Below are 16,842 nucleotides of genomic sequence, written 5' to 3' on the forward strand. Positions count from 1 at the left end.
AAGTGCGACGGCCAGCTGGGCTAAGGATTGCCAGACTCCGCGACGGGGCGCTGGCCGTAGGTTTAGGCCGAAATCCCGCCGCGGCAGATAAGGAGTAGGTCGTTCCGCAATGTCATACCGGTCACACTACAGAGAATCTCACTGCGTGGCAACATATTTCATTCAGCGGGACGCGCGGGCCCGTGGCGTACCATGCTGGTGTGCCTATCGCTTCTACCACCCGCCGCCCCACGGTGACGTTCACGCTGCGCTGCTGGTTTTATGCCGCGCTCGTGGCGGTTGTAGGCACGGCGATTCGCCTCAGCGTGCTCGCGGCGATGGCCGCGGCGCAAGGTGATTCCCTGTGGGGACTGTTGAATAAATGGGACGCCAACTACTATGTCGACATCGCCCGCGCGGGCTATGCCCCGGCGGAAGAAACGGCCCTTGCGTTCTTTCCTGGCTTCCCGCTGGTGGTGCGGGCAGTTAGCAACCTGCTGGGTACGGACGTTGCGGGCACGGCGATGGTCCTCAACCTCTTTTTCACCATCGCCTTGGCGGCCGGTGTTATGGCGCTGGCCCGGCAGATGGGGCTGGGCACGCGCGGCCAGGTGCTCGGTGCGGCGGTGGTCACCAGCGCGCCGATGAGCATCGTTTTTGCCATGCCCTATACGGAGGCGCTCTTCGGCGCGCTCGCGATCTGGGCAGTGGTAATGCTGCACGATCAGCGCTGGATTGCGGCCGGGGCGCTGATTTTTCTTACCTCTTTCGTCCGCCTGACAGCGGTGGATCTCATCGTGGTTTTCGCGCTTATGGTGCTCTTTAAGGCGCGGCGCACCTGGTGGGCTTGGCTGAGCGTGGCGGTATCGGCGCTGCCCCTAGCTGGCTATATCTTGTGGGCCAATCGCCATTTATCCGGCGCCGGCGGCTACTTCGGCCTGCAGGAAAAGCACTGGAATTCCGGTTTCGACGGTGGCCGGGCGACGGTGTCCTGGGTGGCGGAGACGCTGTCTAGCGCCACGAATGGCGGGTATCTCCTCAGTGCCGCGGTGATCATCGCCGCCCCCATTTGCCTGCTGCTGGCCTGGGGGCGCCTGCCGCTTCCTGCCTGGCTGTTTGCCGCGGTGCTGATGGCTAATGTGCTGCTTTCCGATGGCATCATGCACTCCCGTCCCCGCCTCTTACTGCCTGCAGCGGTGGTTTTGGTGCCGTGGGTGGGCAAGAAGGGGGCATCGGCAAGCGTGGGCGCCTGGGTGCTCTTCGGGGCCTGGTTTTCAGCCTATATGCTGGCCGTATTCGAGTGGGCCATCTAGCTGCGCTGGCTGACCGGGTTGCGCGACAAAATGATGGTCGCGGCGATCATGACGCCGAGCGCGGCCATCATGACGAGCCAGCCGGCGGTGGAATCGATGAGGAATTTCTCGCCCAAGACCATATAGCCCAAGCCGAAGGCGACGATGGGCTCGAAGATGGTCATGGCTGGCAGCGACTGCGCGAGCGGGCCGGCGTTGAAGGAGTATTGCTGCACCACGGTGCCGGTCAGAGCGAGTCCGATGAGGCCGTAGAACTGCCAGCTGCCCACCAGGACGCTCAAGCCCTCGTGGGTGAAGATATCGACCACGGCTTTCGATAGCAGGGCGACGAAGCCGTAGATGACGCCGCAGGCGGTGCCCAGGGCGAGCGGGCGCTGCTCGCGGAATTTATGGCCGGCCACGCCCAACGCGACCAGGGTGGCCAGGCCCAATAGCAACGCGGGCCACCACTGGCTCCACTCGGGCCGGGGATTACCGGCAACGGGGCGGCCGTAGACCACCATGACGCCGACCGCTACCGTCAGCGCAATGGACCAGAAGGTCTCGTGCACGGGCATGGGCCGCTTGGCGTACCAGGCCGAAAGCGGCAGGGTAAACATGAGCGAGAGCACCAAAATGGGCTGGACCACCAGCAAGGTACCAAAGCCCAGGGCGACGACTTGGAGGCCGTAGGCGAGTATGGCCGCGCCGGTGCCGACCCACCACAGTGGGTTGGTCATGGCGGAGCGCATGACTGAATCGTCTGCTTCAAGGGCGATGCGGTGGCGAACCACCGTGCCCCAAGCAACCGTAAGCGCGGAGGCGAGCGCGAAGAATACGGCCAGGAAGTTGCTTAACACCCGCTCAACGCTAGTAAAAAAGTCCCGGAGATGCATTTTGCTTGGCGATGCCGCCCCCGGCCCACCGCCTTGCGTGTGCACGGGGGTGGGTGTGAATAAAATAAAAGTATTGTTTCGGAATTATGATGAGGTGTAGCGCCTTGCGGGGTAGCATAGGAATTTGACTAGTGTCCGACAGGTATTTCTGTGGCGCGCCTGCGCCTAGGAGTGCCTTTTAAAACGAAAGGTGGCAACCACACCGTGGCCCTGATCGTTCAAAAATACGGCGGCTCCTCCCTCGAATCCGCAGATCGCATCCGCGCGGTAGCGGAGCGGATTGTGGCCACTAAAAAGCAGGGCAATGATGTCGTCGTGGTGTGCTCCGCAATGGGGGATACCACCGATGAGCTTCTCGACCTTGCAGCGCAAGTCAATCCCGTTCCCCCGCAGCGCGAAATGGATATGCTCCTTACCGCGGGCGAGCGCATCTCCAATGCGCTCGTGGCCATGGCGGTGGAGTCCCTGGGCGCGAAGGCCCAGTCCTTTACCGGCTCCCAGGCGGGCGTGCTGACGACCGAACGCCATGGCAATGCGCGCATCGTTGACGTCACCCCCGGCCGCCTGACCGAGGCCTTAGAGGACGGGCAGATCTGCATCGTCGCCGGATTCCAGGGCGTGAATAAGGACTCGCGCGATGTGACCACGCTGGGCCGCGGCGGGTCCGATACTACCGCGGTCGCCCTGGCCGCGGCGCTGAAGGCGGATGTGTGCGAGATTTACTCCGATGTCGATGGCGTCTATACCGCCGATCCGCGCATTGTTCCGGATGCGCAAAAGCTAGAAAAGCTCTCTTTTGAAGAGATGCTGGAAATGGCCGCCGTAGGATCCAAGATTCTGGTCCTGCGCAGCGTGGAATACGCTCGCGCTTTCAATGTTCCGTTGCGAGTTCGCTCGTCTTATTCAAATGACCCCGGCACGTTGGTGACCGGCTCGATGGAGGATATCCCCGTGGAAGAAGCAGTACTTACTGGTGTAGCAACTGATAAATCCGAGGCGAAGGTAACCGTGCTGGGCATCCCAGATCGCCCGGGCGAGGCCGCGAAGCTTTTCCGCGTCATCGCCGATGCGGAGATCAATATCGATATGGTGCTGCAAAACGTCTCCTCCTTGGAGGACGGCACCACCGATATCACCTTCACCTGCCCGCGCGCCGATGGCCCCCGCGCGATGGAGCTATTGAGCAAGCTGCAGTCTGAGGGTGGCTGGTCCAATGTGCTTTACGATGACCAGGTAGGCAAGGTCTCCCTCGTCGGCGCCGGCATGAAGTCCCACCCCGGCGTGACGGCGGACTTTACCGAGGCCCTGCGCGATGTGGGAGTGAATATGGAGCTTATTTCCACCTCCGAAATCCGCATCTCCATGCTGACTCGCGAGGCGGACCTAGAGAAGGCGGCGCGCGCCCTGCACGATAAATTCCAGCTCGGCGGCGAGGAAGAAGCCACCGTCTATGCTGGAACCGGACGCTAAACCAGAACAAATAAAGAGGAAGACAATGACTACCGTTGCAGTCGTCGGCGCTACCGGCCAGGTCGGCCGCGTGATGCGCTCCATTTTGGAAGAACGCAATTTCCCGGCGGATAAGGTGCGCTTTTTCGCCTCCGCCCGCTCCGCTGGAACCGAGCTGGAATTCCGCGGTGAGCAGATCGAAGTGGAGGACTTGGCCGAGGTCACCGAAGAATCCGTGGCCGATGTCGATATCGCGGTATTTTCCGCGGGCGGGTCCACCTCTGAGAAGTGGGCCCCGGTCTTTGCCGCCGCGGGCGCTACCGTGGTGGATAATTCTTCGGCTTACCGCAAGGACCCAGAGGTCCCGCTCGTGGTATCTGAGGTAAACCCCGAGGAGGCGAAGAACCCGCCGAAGGGCATCATCGCCAATCCGAACTGCACCACCATGGCCGCCATGCCGGTGCTGAAGGTCTTGCACGATGCCGCCGGGCTTAACAAGCTGCACGTATCGTCCTACCAGGCGGTATCCGGCTCCGGCCTGGCGGGCGTGCAGACACTCGCCGCGCAGGTCTACAGCGTGGGCGATCACAACGTGAACCTGGTCCACGATGGTTCTGCCCTCGATGATGAGGACCTGGGGCCCTTCGTTGCGCCCATCGCCTATAACGCGCTGCCCTTTGCCGGCAACCTCGTCGATGACGGCAGCAATGAGACCAACGAAGAGCAGAAGCTGCGCAATGAATCCCGCAAGATTCTCGGCCTGCCGGACCTCAAGGTCGCCGGCACCTGCGTGCGCATCCCCGTCTTTACCGGCCACACCCTGACCATCCACGCGGAGTTCGACAATCCCATCGCCCCGGAGCAAGCCACCGAGCTTCTAGGCGATGCCCCAGGCGTGACGCTTGCCGATGTCCCCACCCCCCTCGCCGCCGCCGGCAAGGACGATTCCTTGGTCGGGCGCATCCGCCAGGATCAGACGGTAGATGACAATAAGGGCCTCGTCCTCGTCGTCTCCGGCGATAACCTGCGCAAGGGCGCTGCGCTTAATACCATTCAGATCGCAGAACTGTTGGTATAGCCGCAAGGTACCACCGCGCCGGGCAGAGCTGCGAAGCCTTGCCCGGCGCTTTGCAATATGAAAAATCGGCTCCTCGCTTCCCACCGCGGGAAGGAGGAGCCGAATTGTATTTAGTGGCGCTTAAACCTTAGTCTTCGTCTTTCTTGCCAAAGTCCAAGTCGCTGTCGACGGAAGGTACTTCCGGCTTCGTGTGCTGGACGTAGGTGACGGAAGGTGCGGGCTCTGAACGGTCGTAGTCGAGTTCATCGTCCTCTTCGAGCTCCTCGTGGATATCCTCGGCGAGGTGATCGATGAATTCTTGCGTGTGCATATTGGAGGCCGCGGCTAGCATGCGCAGCTCGCGCTCATTCTTCTTGGTAAAGCGCTCGCGAGGGTCGAGCTTGCGGGCGACGAGATCGTGGGCACGCATGCGGCGATCGGATTCATCAGCAAGCATGCCGCGGTTTTTAATGCGGTTATAAACCATCACGAAAATCATCAGTAGGCCGAGGTAACCCAGGATGGGGTAGACGTTGCTGACCAGGGACTGGAAGCCGATGAAGGACAGGATGAAGCCGATGATGCAGGATGCAGCGTATACGGGGTAGAAGCGCTTCGGGTTATTGCGGGTCAGGCGCTTGCCCAGGGCGTAGAACATACCGATGGCCGTGTTAAAGACCATGCCGTAGATGACGAAGGTCATCAAGATGCCGAGAACCGGGTGGATACCCGTAATCAGCTTCAGCACCGGCATGTCCTCGCCGTTGACGTCCTTGGCCTCGAAGAAGAGGGCGAAGACGAGCAGGGCCAGCAGGATGAGGTAAAGGAAACCACCGATGAGGCCACCGATGCCCACGGCGCGGTTATCTAGGAAGTTACCGCCGATGACGATGGACATGGATACGGCCGTCATGACGTTCAGGCCGGTGTAGTTCAGGGCGGAGAGCCACCAGTTAGGCAGCGAGGTATTGACGTTATCGATGGCCCAGGTATTCAGGGATGTGAAGTCCACATCGGCCGTAAGGATGGTGTAGCCGGTGGCCAGTACCACGAAGACGATGATGAACGGGGTGATGGTACCGATGACGCGGGTAACGCGGTCTACATCCATAAGGCCCACCAGCAGCACGAGGATCAGCATGACGGTGCCGCCGACCCACACGGGGATGCTGGGGAATTGCTGGTTGATATTGGAGCCACCACCGGCGAACATGACGAAGCCGATGGAAAACAGCGTAATCAGCGTGGACCAGTCCAAGATCTTGGCGGTGACTGGTGAAGCGATCTTGTTGTAGACAGCGGTGTGCTCCACCGCCTGGAAATAGGAGCCCAGCTGCAGGATGGACACGCCGGTGACCATCATGAGGGCGGCGGCGAGGGCGATGCCCCACAGGCCCCATTCACCGAAAGCTACGAAGTACTGCATGGCTTCTTGGCCCGAGGCAAAGCCTGCGCCCACCACGACGCCAATAAACGCCATGGAAATTCCGATTGCGCGTTTAATCATGAGGGGAGAAACTCTCTTACTCACACTCGCCGGGCCCGGCTTTGGGAACGCGCGGGCCCGGATCGACGGTCGATTTATCACGTGTGTGTATCTAATAGAATCACATTTCAGCCGTGACTTCACAGCTGAAATCGCGTCACTTTAGCATTTTTCTACCCCGACCTCAGGCCGCATGCGCCCGCTGCGCTGCCCTAAGTACCTGCACTTTGATAAGTATTGCGGCGAAAGTATGCGTCTAGGTGGTCGAACATTCGGGGGTATTAATTTGCGCCCTCGATGAGGTCCTTGCGGGCGCGCGCCACGCGGGAGCGAATGGTGCCAACGCGCACCCCGGCAATCTTGGCCGCTTCCTCATAGGTATAGCCCAGCACCTGGGTGAGGATGAGGGCTTCGCGGCGGTCGGCTGGCAGGGCATCGATAAGCGCCCGGGCATCGATCCAATCGCTCCAGGAACCGGAATTTTCCGCGGCGGAGCTCATGGCGTCCTCGTATTGCGTGGCGGATTTGCGGGGCCGGGCCATATCGTGGCGGATATTATCCACCCACACGCGCCGGGCCAGCGAGAGCAGCCACGTGCGCGCGGAAGAGCGGGCGGCAAAGCGCGGCAAGGCGCCGATGACGCGCAGGTAGGTCTCCTGGGTGAGATCGTCGGCGATTTCGGGGCCGCCCAGGTGGGCGAGCAGGCGCCAGACATCATCCTGGGTGGCCTTGATGAACTCCGTAAGCGCTGCTCGGTCGCCGCGCCCAGCCCGGAGGGCGAGCTCGGTGACGCGGGCGTCGTCTGCTGCGGAGTGGTGGGTCACCTGAATGAATCTACCAGTAGCTCCTGGATTTCTTATCCAAGGTTGCGGTGGCTGGGACACGGGCAAGCAACACGTGCGCGCGCAAGGTAGCGCAGCGCCGTTAAACGTAGTAAGCTATGGGTTGTCCGTGATTGATAATTGACCCCAAATTATCGACTGATTGCCAGGAGGCAAAGACATACCATGACTAATTCCACTGCTGATGACATCCTGAACAAGGGACAGCGTCCCGCAGGTAAGGGCATCACGACCCGTCCGTCCGGCCAGCCCGTGCCGTCCGAGAACACGTCCGTGACCGCCGGCCCCCAGGGTCCGGTCGCGCTCAACGATATTCACCTCATTGAAAAGCTCGCCCACTTCAACCGCGAGCGCGTGCCTGAGCGTACCCCGCATGCCAAGGGCCACGGCGCCTTCGGTGAGCTGCACATCACCGAAGATGTGTCCGCCTACACCAAGGCCAAGGTCTTCCAAAAGGGCACCGTCACCCCAATGATGGGCCGTTTTTCCACCGTCGCCGGCGAACAGGGCTCCCCGGATACCTGGCGCGACGTGCACGGCTTTGCCCTGCGCTTCTACACCGAAGACGGCAACTTCGACATTGTGGGCAATAACACCCCGGTATTCTTCCTGCGCGATGGCATGAAGTTCCCGGACTTCATCCACTCCCAAAAGCGCCTGGGTGCTAATGGCCTGCGCGATGCCGATATGCAGTGGGATTTCTGGACCCGCAACCCGGAATCCGCTCACCAGGTGACCTACCTGATGGGTGACCGCGGCACCCCGAAGACCACCCGCCACCAAAATGGCTACGGTTCCCACACCTTCCAATGGGTCAACGAGGACGGCGAGGCATTCTGGGTCAAGTACCACTTCATCTCCCGCCAGGGCGTAGAGAACTTCACCGATGAAGAGGCCACCGTGGAAGCCGGTAAGAACCCGGATAGCCACCGCGCGGACCTCTACAACGCCATCGAAGAGGGCAACTACCCCATCTGGGACGTCAAGGTGCAGATCATGCCGCTTGCGGAGGCAGAGGACTACCGCTTCAACCCCTTCGATCTGACCAAGGTCTGGTCCAAGAAGGACTACCCGCTGCACGATGTGGGCTACTTTGAGCTCAACCGCAACCCGCGCAACTTCTTTGCCCAGATCGAGCAGGTTGCACTCGATCCCTCCAATATCGTGCCGGGCGTTGGCCTGTCCCCGGATAAGATGCTCCAGGCCCGCGTCTTTGCCTATGCGGATCAGCAGCGCTACCGCATCGGGCCGAACTACAAGCAGCTGCCGGTCAACCAGCCGCGCAACGCGGAGAAGGTCAATACCTACGAGCACGAGGGCCCAATGCAGTATTTCTACAATGCTCCAGAGGATCCGGTGTACTCGCCCAACCGCCATGCGAAGGGCGCGGGCGTGCTTGACGATGCCTCCGTCAACAACCGCGAGGACCTCGAGACCACCACTGCGGCAGACTTCTATGTGAACCCGGACCCCCACGGCCAGGACTTGGTCCGCGCGCCGTACGTGCGCCACGCGGAAGACGATGACTTTGTGCAGGCCCGCGACCTGTACGAAAACGTCTACGACGACGCCGCCAAGGAGCGCCTGGTCACCAATATCACCAACGCGATGGCCGGCGTTTCCGAAGAAACCGAAGAGCGCGTGTACCAGTACTGGACCAACGTCCACCCGGACTTGGGTCAGCGCGTGCGCGAGGTCTTCGCTGAAAAGAAGTAGCCCGCCGCTGCGGTTGTACTGCTTCTTAGGTGCATAAAACACAGGCCGCCTTCGACCATCTGCTGTGAGCTGGGGCAGTTGGTCGGAGGCGGCTTTTGTGATTTTTCTACGCCGGGCTAATTGCAGCGGCGCATATCGTCTGCAACGAATTGAGGCGCGCCCTGGTTAAGCCATTTATCCACGTCATAGCACGGCTCGCTCATCCCCGAGGTGGCTTGGCCAATCGGGCGGATGACCGTCCATGCTCCATCGACAAAGCGGGCCCATACGAGCCAATCTGTTTGGTTTTGACCAAAGTGTGCCCAAGTGCCATCGCAATCGAGCACCACAATATTGCTCATATCGGGGGCTAGGGGAGCAAAGGATGCTGGTGAGCAATCGCCCTTTGCTTGCCTGGCAGTAGTGGTGACCGTGACCTCTTGCGGGGTGAGCTGCTGCGCCTGCGTCTGTGCGGGTGAGGTGGCGGGGGCATCGGTTGTAGTAGCCGTCGTTGGCTCCGGAGAGCTCGTAGCGCTGGAACTCGAGCTGGAACTGGAGCTGGACTGCGCCACGGCATCAGAAAACTGGGGCTCACTGGGGTTGGCGGAGTTATCGGCATCATCGGCGCAGGACACCAGTGCCATGCTCAGCGGAAACGCGGCCGCGCAGGCTAGCGTGCGGGAGAGAACGGATTTTCGGGGGATAGGCATGTCTTAATAGTAGATTCTCTTTGTTATGCGCGGGGATCGGCGCGCCTGCAGAAAGGGAATGACCTGCAGCGATAGGTTACTAGCATGACCAAAAGCCTTGCCTCGACCGCGTCTACTGCGTCCGCGAGTTCCTCGCGGTGGCGCACGCTCTTACTGCTCGTATTGCTCGCCGTACCGCTTATCGTCGGCACGGCAGTGGCGGCCTGGTCGCAGTGGGAACCGGCGCACGCGTGGTCGAGCGCCGCGCAGCCTTATGGCGCACCGCAGGCGAATTCGGCATCGCCAGAGCTCAAGGAAGCTGCCGAGGCAGCCAGCCGCGCCCAGGCGCAGGCCAGTATCTTGAAATCCGGGGCGGACCGATTGAACAAAGGCACCAGCGAGTTGGATAAGGGCGCGGGGGAGCTAGGAGAGGGCGTCGACAAGCTCGCCGGCGGTTCGCAAGAGCTGGTGGCGGGGCTGAACCAGCTGCAGTCGGGGACGAATACCCTCGGCGGAGGAGCGACGGAGCTGGCCAATACCGTTGGCGGGGCCGTCGACCAGGTCGTGGGCCTGGGAGCCGTCCAAGGCCAAATCCTGGAGGCCATCGATGGCACGGTGCGCGATTTGGAGGGAAATGATTCCAAGGAAGCGAAGCAAGTGCGCTCGCAACTGGGGGATCTGCGCAAGCAGGTGGAAAATTTCCGCCTCGATGAATCCCTGACCGGGGAGCTGAAGAAGTTGAAGGATGGCTCGCGCGATCTGTCCAACCAGCTGGCGGTAAGCGGCTATGCCTACCACGACGGCATCAACCAGGCCGTGGCAGGTGCGCAGCAGCTCAACCAGTCCATCGCGGAGCTTAATAGCCGCGTGGATGAGGCACTCGATGGGGTGGGCAAGCTTGACGATGGCGCCGGCAAGCTCACCGGCATGGCAGAACAAAACCAATCGAACCTGGGCGAGGTGCAGCGTGCGCTGCCGCCCGCACACGTGGCGGCGGACGAGGATGCGCGCCAGCTGAGCCCGGTCATCGCCATGCTCATTTCCGCGCTCGTCTTGCTGGCCGGATCCGCCGCCGGGGTGGCCTGGAAACTGGGATTCCGCCCGTGGTTGATGGTCCTCGGCGGATCGCTGGCAGCGGTGGCCATCGGGGAGATTCTGCTTTACGTCCTATCCATCGGCCTTACCCCCATCGCCGCGGTGGCTGCCGGCGGGGCGCTATTCCTGGGTGCCCTGTCCTCCGCGCTTATCGTGCGCGGCCTGCTCGAACTGTGTGGCTTAACCGTGGGATCCATCCTTGCCGCGCTCTTTGGAATTGGACAGACCGCATTGGTGGGCTGGCTGTGGAAATCCGCGGCCATCGCCGGGGTGGACAAGGTATGGCAGGTAGTGGCCAACCTTTTGCCGCTGAACTGGACGACGGCTGCCGTGACCGTGGCTGGCAACGATGGGGAGGCCGTGGTGCTGTGGACGGGCCTTGGCGTCTTGGGCGCTATCACTCTCGTGGGCCTGAGTGCAGTGAAATGGCTCGTTCCTGTCAAAAAGGTTCAAAAATCCGGCGCTAAAGTATGAAAATTTATACTTAAATAGACAAAAGCTTGTATAAAGCTGGCAATATTTGCCAGCGCTATGGCTGGAATACGATAAGTGTTATTCTTACTAGTGCTCACACCGCCTACTTAGGGGGTAGGCGAGCGGCTTGCGCCGTTGTGAGTGATAGGGAATAGGGACGACGCGGTGCTGTAGGGGCGCCGCGTCGTTTCCCGTTTTTACCCAAAGCTATATATCCACGGTGAGCTGGGGTTGTTTATGCGGCTACCGGCAGGAATGTGCGCTACCACACAGTAATGTTTAACATTAGCCATACGTCTTTTGGCTAATGGCGTGCGCCATACGGGCGCCAGTGACATTTAAAGGAGCGCAATGCAGACCTCCCTCGGGCTAACCCTGATGGGATTGGCCATCATCTTTGTAACGGTGGGCATCCTCATCCGCGGCCGCGTTAATCCCATTATTCCCATGACCCTGGTGCCCGTCATCGGCGCTGTGATAGCCGGCTTCGGCATAGAAGATATCGCGGATTTCTTTGGCGAAGGCTTAAGCTCTGTCATCAACGTCGTGGTGATGTTCATCTTCGCCATCATTTTCTTTGGCATCCTGCAGGACGTGGGGCTTTTTACCCCGGTGATCCGCAGCCTCATCAAGGCGACCCGCGGCAATGTCATGGCCGTGACCATAGGCACGGCCGCCATCGGCATCGTGGCGCACCTCGATGGATCGGGTTCCACGACCTTCCTTATTACGATTCCCGCATTGCTGCCGCTGTACCGGGCGCTGCACATGTCGCGCTACGTCCTGATTACCATCGTGGCCCTGGCCGCTTCAGTGATGAATATGGTCCCGTGGGGCGGGCCACTGGGGCGCGCCGGTGCGGTAGTTGAGCAAGACCCCAACGATATCTGGCTGCACCTATTGCCCATCCAGGGTGTGGCGGTGGTCCTCATCTTCGCCATCGCCGCCCTATTGGGGTGGCGCGAAAAGCGCCGCTTGGCCAAGCTGCAGGAAAGCGGCGAGATTAAGGGTGCCATTTCAGTGGACGTGAATTCCTTGGCGGATGATTTTTCCGCCAAGCAGGCCGAAGAACAGCAGAAACTTGGGTTCAGGTACCGGAAATCCCGGTGGGTGACCATCGCGAATATCGTCGTCGCCTTGGCCGTGCTCGCCGCCCTGCTTTCGGGCTTGTTGCCACCGGCGCCCGCGTTCCTCATTGCTACCACCATTGCCCTGGTGGTCAACTTCGACGGCGCGATGGAGCAGGGCGATGCCTTACGGCGCCACGCCCCCAACGCCTTGTCCATGGCCGGAGTGATCATCGCGGCCGCGATGTTCTTGGGCGTGCTCAATGAGACCAAGATGCTAGAAGAAATCGCGCTGAGCCTGGTGAATATCCTGCCGGAAAGCGTGGCGCCGTATCTGCACGTCATCGTGGGATTCTTTGGGGTTCCGCTGGATCTATTGACCTCCACGGATGCGTACTACTTCTCGGTGCTGCCCATTGTCCAGGGCACGGTGGAGTCCTTCGGCGTCAGCGGTATGGGCGCTGCGAGCGCACTTATCATCGGCAACGTGGTCGGAACCTTCGTCTCCCCATTTTCGCCGGCGTTATGGTTGGCGTTGGGACTGGCGGACGGTCAGATGGGCAAGTACCTCAAGATAGCCTTCCCCATCGCATGGGTATTTTCCATCTTCCTCGTTGCCATCGCATTCTTTACCGGAATGCTGGCCTAAAAGTAGCGGGCCTGGAATCCAAGCGGCCCTATAGGCATGGAAAAGCCCGCAGTTTCCTGCGGGCTGCTGTCGGGATAACAGGATTTGAACCTGCGACCTCTTCGTCCCGAACGAAGCGCGCTACCAACCTGCGCCATATCCCGGTCACTGCTTAAAAGCAGTACTGAGATACCTTAACGCACGGTGAATGAGATCGGCAAAACGGCAGGTCTAGTCCACCTCAGTGATCCGCAGCAGGGTGGCTGAGGGGCGGCAGAATAAACGCACCGGGGCGAATTTGGAGGTACCCAGGCCATTGGAGACGTGCATCTTCATCGGGCCGAAATCATGCAGGCCTTGGGCGCGCGGGCGGTCGATGCCGCAGTTGGTCACGATGGCGCGCGAGCCAGGCAGGCAGACCTGCCCACCGTGGGTATGGCCGGAGAGGGAAAGCTGATAGCCATCGGCGGCGAATTTTTCGAGCACGCGCGGCTCGGGGGCGTGGAGGAGCGCGAGCGAGAGATCGGCATCCTCGTGGGGCGGCCCGGCGATTTCGGAATAATCGTCCAAGTCGTGGTGCGGATCATCCACACCGGCCACGGCGAGGCGAACATTGCCCACCTTGAACTCGTGGCGGGCTTGGTTGCCGTCGTACCAGCCGTGCTCCATGAAGGCCGCGCGCATGCCGCGCCAAGGCAGGTCAACGTAGGAAGGCTCGCGCTTTTTACCCAGCAGGTATTTGAAGGGGTTGACCGGGCGGGGTGCCCAATAATCATTGGTGCCGAATACGAAGACGCCGGGCCGGGCAAGCAGCGGGCCGAGCGCGCGCAGGGTATCGGGCACGGCCTGTTTATCGGAAAGATTATCGCCGGTATTGACCACGAGGTCTGGCTCCAGCGCATCGAGGGCGGAGACCCAATCGATCTTGGTCTGCTGGCCCGGGATCATGTGCAGGTCAGAAATATGCAGCAGGCGGAACTCTTCTTCGCCGCGCAGGGTGCCTTTGGGCAGGAGCGGAAGAGTATATTCCTTGAGCTCGAATTTGTTGAGCTCGCTAAAGCCCCAAGCAGCAACACCTAGGCCGGCGGCGACGCCGCCAAGAATCCGTTGAAGTTTCACAGCTTCTACACTACCTGCCTTAAATGGACGTATATTGAAAGGCATGAGCGAGCTAAAAGATACTATCCGAGCAGATCTGAAAACGTCGATGAAGGCCAAGGAAAAGCAGCGCACCAGCGCCATTCGCGCGCTGCTCGCGGCAATCCAGGCCGAGGAAACCACCGGCTCCCGCCACGAGCTGGAGGATGAAGACATCCTCAAGGTCATCGCGCGCGAGATTAAAAAGCGCCGCGAGTCCGCGGAGGTCTATGAAGAAAACGGCCGCCCGGAATTGGCAGAGGCTGAGCTTGTCGATGTCCCCTTTTTCGAGGCCTACCAGCCGCGCCAGCTCGATGACGCGGAGCTTAAGGCCTTGGTAGAAGAGGCAATTGCTGAGGTAGAAAAGGAAAACGGTGAAGCACCCACCATGAAGCAGATGGGTGCGGTTATGAAGGTGGCCAACGCAAAAGCCGCCGGCCAGGCCGACGGCAAGCGCCTTTCCGCAGAGGTAAAAGGCCAGCTTAATTAAGCTTTAGCGGCCGAGGAGGCTGCGGATATCGTTGCGGAAGTTATCGATATCTTCTTGGCGGATTCCAAAGTCCTCAGGACTGAGGTTGAAATCGCCGGCACCATGTCCTCCCTCGTTGCTCACACCGGTAGTGTTCGCGCTGCCGGTGTTATTTTGTGCGCCGGTGGCATTCGCACTGCCGACGCCGCTGGAGGGGGATTGGGTGGCAGGGGAGCCATCGGAAAGCTGCAGCGTAATCTCCGCGCCTTCCTTCTTGCCGTCCTTGCCGGTAATCGCGCGCACCACGCGGCCGTAGGGCACGTCCCCGCCAACGACGCGGGAGGTCTTTACCACGTAGCCCCGGGCCTCAAGGGCGCTGCGGGCTTGGGACTCGCTTTGCCCACGCACGCTATCGAGCAGCTTATCCCCGGTGGTGCCGTCATCGTATTTCTTGTTGTAATTGGGCAGCCCGCTCTGGGTAGCCCGCGGCAGCTGCGATGCCATGGTGAAAAATGTCTGCGCGGGCTCCAAACCACCGAAGAGGTTGCCGGTGCCGGTGCACTGGCGCACGGGCGAGGTACACAGCGGCTGGGTATCGGTGCCGTCGTTATAAATATAAGGAGCGGCGGCGAGCCCGTCGTTGAATCCCAAAAAAGCCGAGGACTGGTTGGACTCGGTGGTACCGGTCTTGGCGGCGATGGGGGAGCTAAACCCGGCGGCCTGGGCGGCGTCCTTGGCGGTGCCCTGCGTGGCATCTTCAGATAGCGCATTGGACAAGGCGTGGGCCACGTCTTGGTCTACCGCCTGCTCGCACGGGGTTTCCTTGAGGTAGACTTCGTTGCCGTTTTTATCCAGGACCTTGTCAATGGGGTTGGGCTCGCACCACCGGCCATTGGAGGCAATGGTGGCGCCCACATTGGATAGCTCCAGCGGGTTGACCGGGGTGGGGCCCAGGGTAAAGGAACCGGAATTGGCGTCCTTCGTGCGCTGGGCAATGGAGGTGTCCTTATCAAAGGTGCCCTTGTCGCCGTAGGAGCGCAGGCCAAGGCGCACCGCCATATCCACGATGGGCGCCACGCCAACCTGCTCGGTGAGCTTGATAAACGGCGTATTGGGCGAGTGCGCCAGCGCTTCTTGCAGCGACATTGTGGCCTTATAATTGCCCGCGTTCTCCACGCAGTAGCGGTTGGCGGGGCAGTTATCGGCGCCGCCGTGGCCAAGGCCTTCGGCCTCGTAGCGGGTGGGCACATCCACCGTATTTTTAATACCGTAGCCAGCCTCGATGGCGGCCGCGGCGGTAAAGGTCTTAAAGACGGAGCCGGCACCATTGCCCACCAAGGAGTTAGGCTGCGGCAGCAGGGTCTCATTATTGTCCTGGTCCAGCCCGTACGCGCGTGAGGAGACCATGGCCAAGACCTTACGGTCCGACGTGCCCGGCTCGATGACATTCATAACTTCGGCCACACCCTGGGCGTCCGGGTTGGTATGCGACTGCACCGCGGATAGCGCCGTATCCTGCACCTGCGGGTCCAGCGTGGTCTTTACGGTGTATCCACCGTGGGCGAGCTGGTCTTGGTCGATGCCCTTTTCCTCGAGGTACTGCAGTACAAAGTCGCAGAAAAAGCCGCGATCACCTGCGCCGATGCAGCCATTGTCCAGGGTACTGGGCTGCTTGCCGACGCCCAATTCCTCCCCCTTATACTCATCCGCTTCCGCCTGCTCCAGGTAGCCGTTATCCACCATGGATTGGAGCACGACGTTGCGGCGGTCAAGCACCTCTTCCTCATTGGTAAAGGGGTTGAGGCGCTCCGAGGACTGCACCATGCCCGCCAGCATCGCCGCCTGTGGAACCGTGAGATCTGCGGCATGGCTATCAAAATAGGTCCGCGCGGCGGCCTCCACGCCGTAGGCATGGTTACCAAAGGAGACCAGGTTGAGGTAATTGGTAAGGATTTCCTTCTTATCCAATTCCTCATTCATTTGCGTTGCCATACGCATTTCGCGCAGTTTGCGGGTGGCGGACTGTTCGGTCGCCGCGGCCCGTTCTTCATCGGTTTGCGCGGAGACCAGCAGGAGGTAGTTCTTGACGTACTGCTGGTCAATGGTGGAAGCACCCTGGGAGACCCCGCCGGAGGTGAGGTTGGTCCACAGGGCGCGGAAATTGCCTTGGAGATCGACGCCGCCGTGTTCGTAAAAGCGCTCGTCCTCAATGGAGACGATGGCGTTTTTCATCGCGTCCGAAATCTCATCGCCACTTACGGGGTGGCGGCGTTGGCTATAGACATAGGCCATATCTTTGCCCGAGGCGTCTTGCACCGTGGTGACGCCGGGGATATTGCCCGCTGTTAAGTCTTGCAGGTCCGATTGCATGGTCTGGTTGGTGCGGGCGATCGCCACGCCGGAAATGCCCGCAAAGGGGGCGAGCGCGAGCGCGATGAGCGCGGCTACCAAGACCGTGGACAGGGCTATCTTGGACAAAGATTTGAAGACAGTCACCCCCAATACCCTACGTGGTCTGACTGGCAATGGGGAAGGTTACCTGCACCCCCTAAAGTGTGACCTCGTAGACAATCTCGCGTTCTAGTGA

General features: G+C 60.7%; 13 protein-coding genes and 1 tRNA gene. 7 read left to right on the top strand and 7 right to left on the bottom strand.

The genetic code is table 11. The annotated features are described in order from the left end of the window. Window positions 1-200 precede the first annotated feature (200 nt). Entirely contained in the window at window positions 201-1,292 is a 1,092-nt protein-coding gene (locus ACP8IT_RS00970; protein ID WP_490290220.1) for a hypothetical protein, read from the top strand. On the opposite strand, the gene ACP8IT_RS00975 is transcribed toward ACP8IT_RS00970, so the two are convergent. Beyond that, on the bottom strand, window positions 1,289-2,131 hold the full coding sequence (locus ACP8IT_RS00975) for a DMT family transporter (RefSeq protein ID WP_034653341.1): 843 nt from the start codon (window positions 2,129-2,131) through the stop codon (window positions 1,289-1,291). The two genes, ACP8IT_RS00970 and ACP8IT_RS00975, sit on opposite strands and share 4 nt — an antisense overlap. A 240-nt stretch (window positions 2,132-2,371) precedes the next feature. On the opposite strand from ACP8IT_RS00975, the gene ACP8IT_RS00980 reads away from it, so the two are divergent. After that, window positions 2,372-3,637 carry an aspartate kinase gene (locus tag ACP8IT_RS00980; protein WP_023016575.1) on the top strand — a complete coding sequence of 422 codons (1,266 nt, stop codon included), beginning with the start codon at window positions 2,372-2,374 and terminating at the stop codon, window positions 3,635-3,637. A 25-nt stretch (window positions 3,638-3,662) separates the two neighbouring features. Further along, window positions 3,663-4,694: an aspartate-semialdehyde dehydrogenase gene (locus tag ACP8IT_RS00985; RefSeq protein WP_490290221.1), complete on the top strand. Its 1,032-nt coding sequence runs from the start codon at window positions 3,663-3,665 to the stop codon at window positions 4,692-4,694. A gap of 127 nt (window positions 4,695-4,821) precedes the next feature. Here ACP8IT_RS00985 and ACP8IT_RS00990 read toward each other — a convergent pair whose 3' ends face one another. Beyond that, complete coding sequence (locus tag ACP8IT_RS00990; protein WP_490290222.1) at window positions 4,822-6,180, bottom strand: YkvI family membrane protein; 1,359 nt, start codon at window positions 6,178-6,180, stop codon at window positions 4,822-4,824. 260 nt (window positions 6,181-6,440) lie between these two features. Further along, window positions 6,441-6,983, bottom strand: coding sequence for an RNA polymerase sigma factor (locus tag ACP8IT_RS00995; RefSeq protein WP_005276476.1), 543 nt, complete (start codon window positions 6,981-6,983; stop codon window positions 6,441-6,443). 183 nt (window positions 6,984-7,166) lie between these two features. Between ACP8IT_RS00995 and ACP8IT_RS01000 the strand changes: the two genes are divergently transcribed. Then, window positions 7,167-8,717 carry a catalase gene (locus ACP8IT_RS01000; protein WP_490290223.1) on the top strand — a complete coding sequence of 517 codons (1,551 nt, stop codon included), beginning with the start codon at window positions 7,167-7,169 and terminating at the stop codon, window positions 8,715-8,717. A 116-nt stretch (window positions 8,718-8,833) separates the two neighbouring features. Here the strand turns inward: ACP8IT_RS01000 and ACP8IT_RS01005 are convergent, their stop codons facing one another. Continuing rightward, on the bottom strand, window positions 8,834-9,406 hold the full coding sequence (locus tag ACP8IT_RS01005) for a hypothetical protein (protein WP_490290224.1): 573 nt from the start codon (window positions 9,404-9,406) through the stop codon (window positions 8,834-8,836). An 84-nt stretch (window positions 9,407-9,490) separates the two neighbouring features. On the opposite strand from ACP8IT_RS01005, the gene ACP8IT_RS01010 reads away from it, so the two are divergent. Continuing rightward, window positions 9,491-10,954 (top strand): hypothetical protein, encoded by a 1,464-nt coding sequence (locus ACP8IT_RS01010; RefSeq protein ID WP_490290225.1) that lies wholly within the window; start codon window positions 9,491-9,493, stop codon window positions 10,952-10,954. A gap of 351 nt (window positions 10,955-11,305) precedes the next feature. After that, a complete protein-coding gene (locus ACP8IT_RS01015; protein ID WP_484483727.1) occupies window positions 11,306-12,670 on the top strand; it encodes a CitMHS family transporter in 1,365 nt (454 codons plus the stop codon). 69 nt (window positions 12,671-12,739) lie between these two features. Here ACP8IT_RS01015 and ACP8IT_RS01020 read toward each other — a convergent pair. Next, window positions 12,740-12,813 (bottom strand) — tRNA-Pro (locus ACP8IT_RS01020). A gap of 67 nt (window positions 12,814-12,880) precedes the next feature. Beyond that, a complete protein-coding gene (locus ACP8IT_RS01025) occupies window positions 12,881-13,768 on the bottom strand; it encodes a metallophosphoesterase (protein WP_490290226.1) in 888 nt (295 codons plus the stop codon). A 43-nt stretch (window positions 13,769-13,811) separates the two neighbouring features. Here ACP8IT_RS01025 and ACP8IT_RS01030 point away from each other — a divergent pair, with 43 nt between their 5' ends. Further along, window positions 13,812-14,276 (top strand): GatB/YqeY domain-containing protein, encoded by a 465-nt coding sequence (locus ACP8IT_RS01030; RefSeq protein ID WP_005276488.1) that lies wholly within the window; start codon window positions 13,812-13,814, stop codon window positions 14,274-14,276. A gap of 3 nt (window positions 14,277-14,279) precedes the next feature. On the opposite strand, the gene ACP8IT_RS01035 is transcribed toward ACP8IT_RS01030, so the two are convergent. After that, window positions 14,280-16,751 carry a transglycosylase domain-containing protein gene (locus tag ACP8IT_RS01035; protein ID WP_490290227.1) on the bottom strand — a complete coding sequence of 824 codons (2,472 nt, stop codon included), beginning with the start codon at window positions 16,749-16,751 and terminating at the stop codon, window positions 14,280-14,282. Window positions 16,752-16,842 lie beyond the last annotated feature (91 nt).

The organism is Corynebacterium sp. LaCa_23 (genome assembly GCF_058182375.1).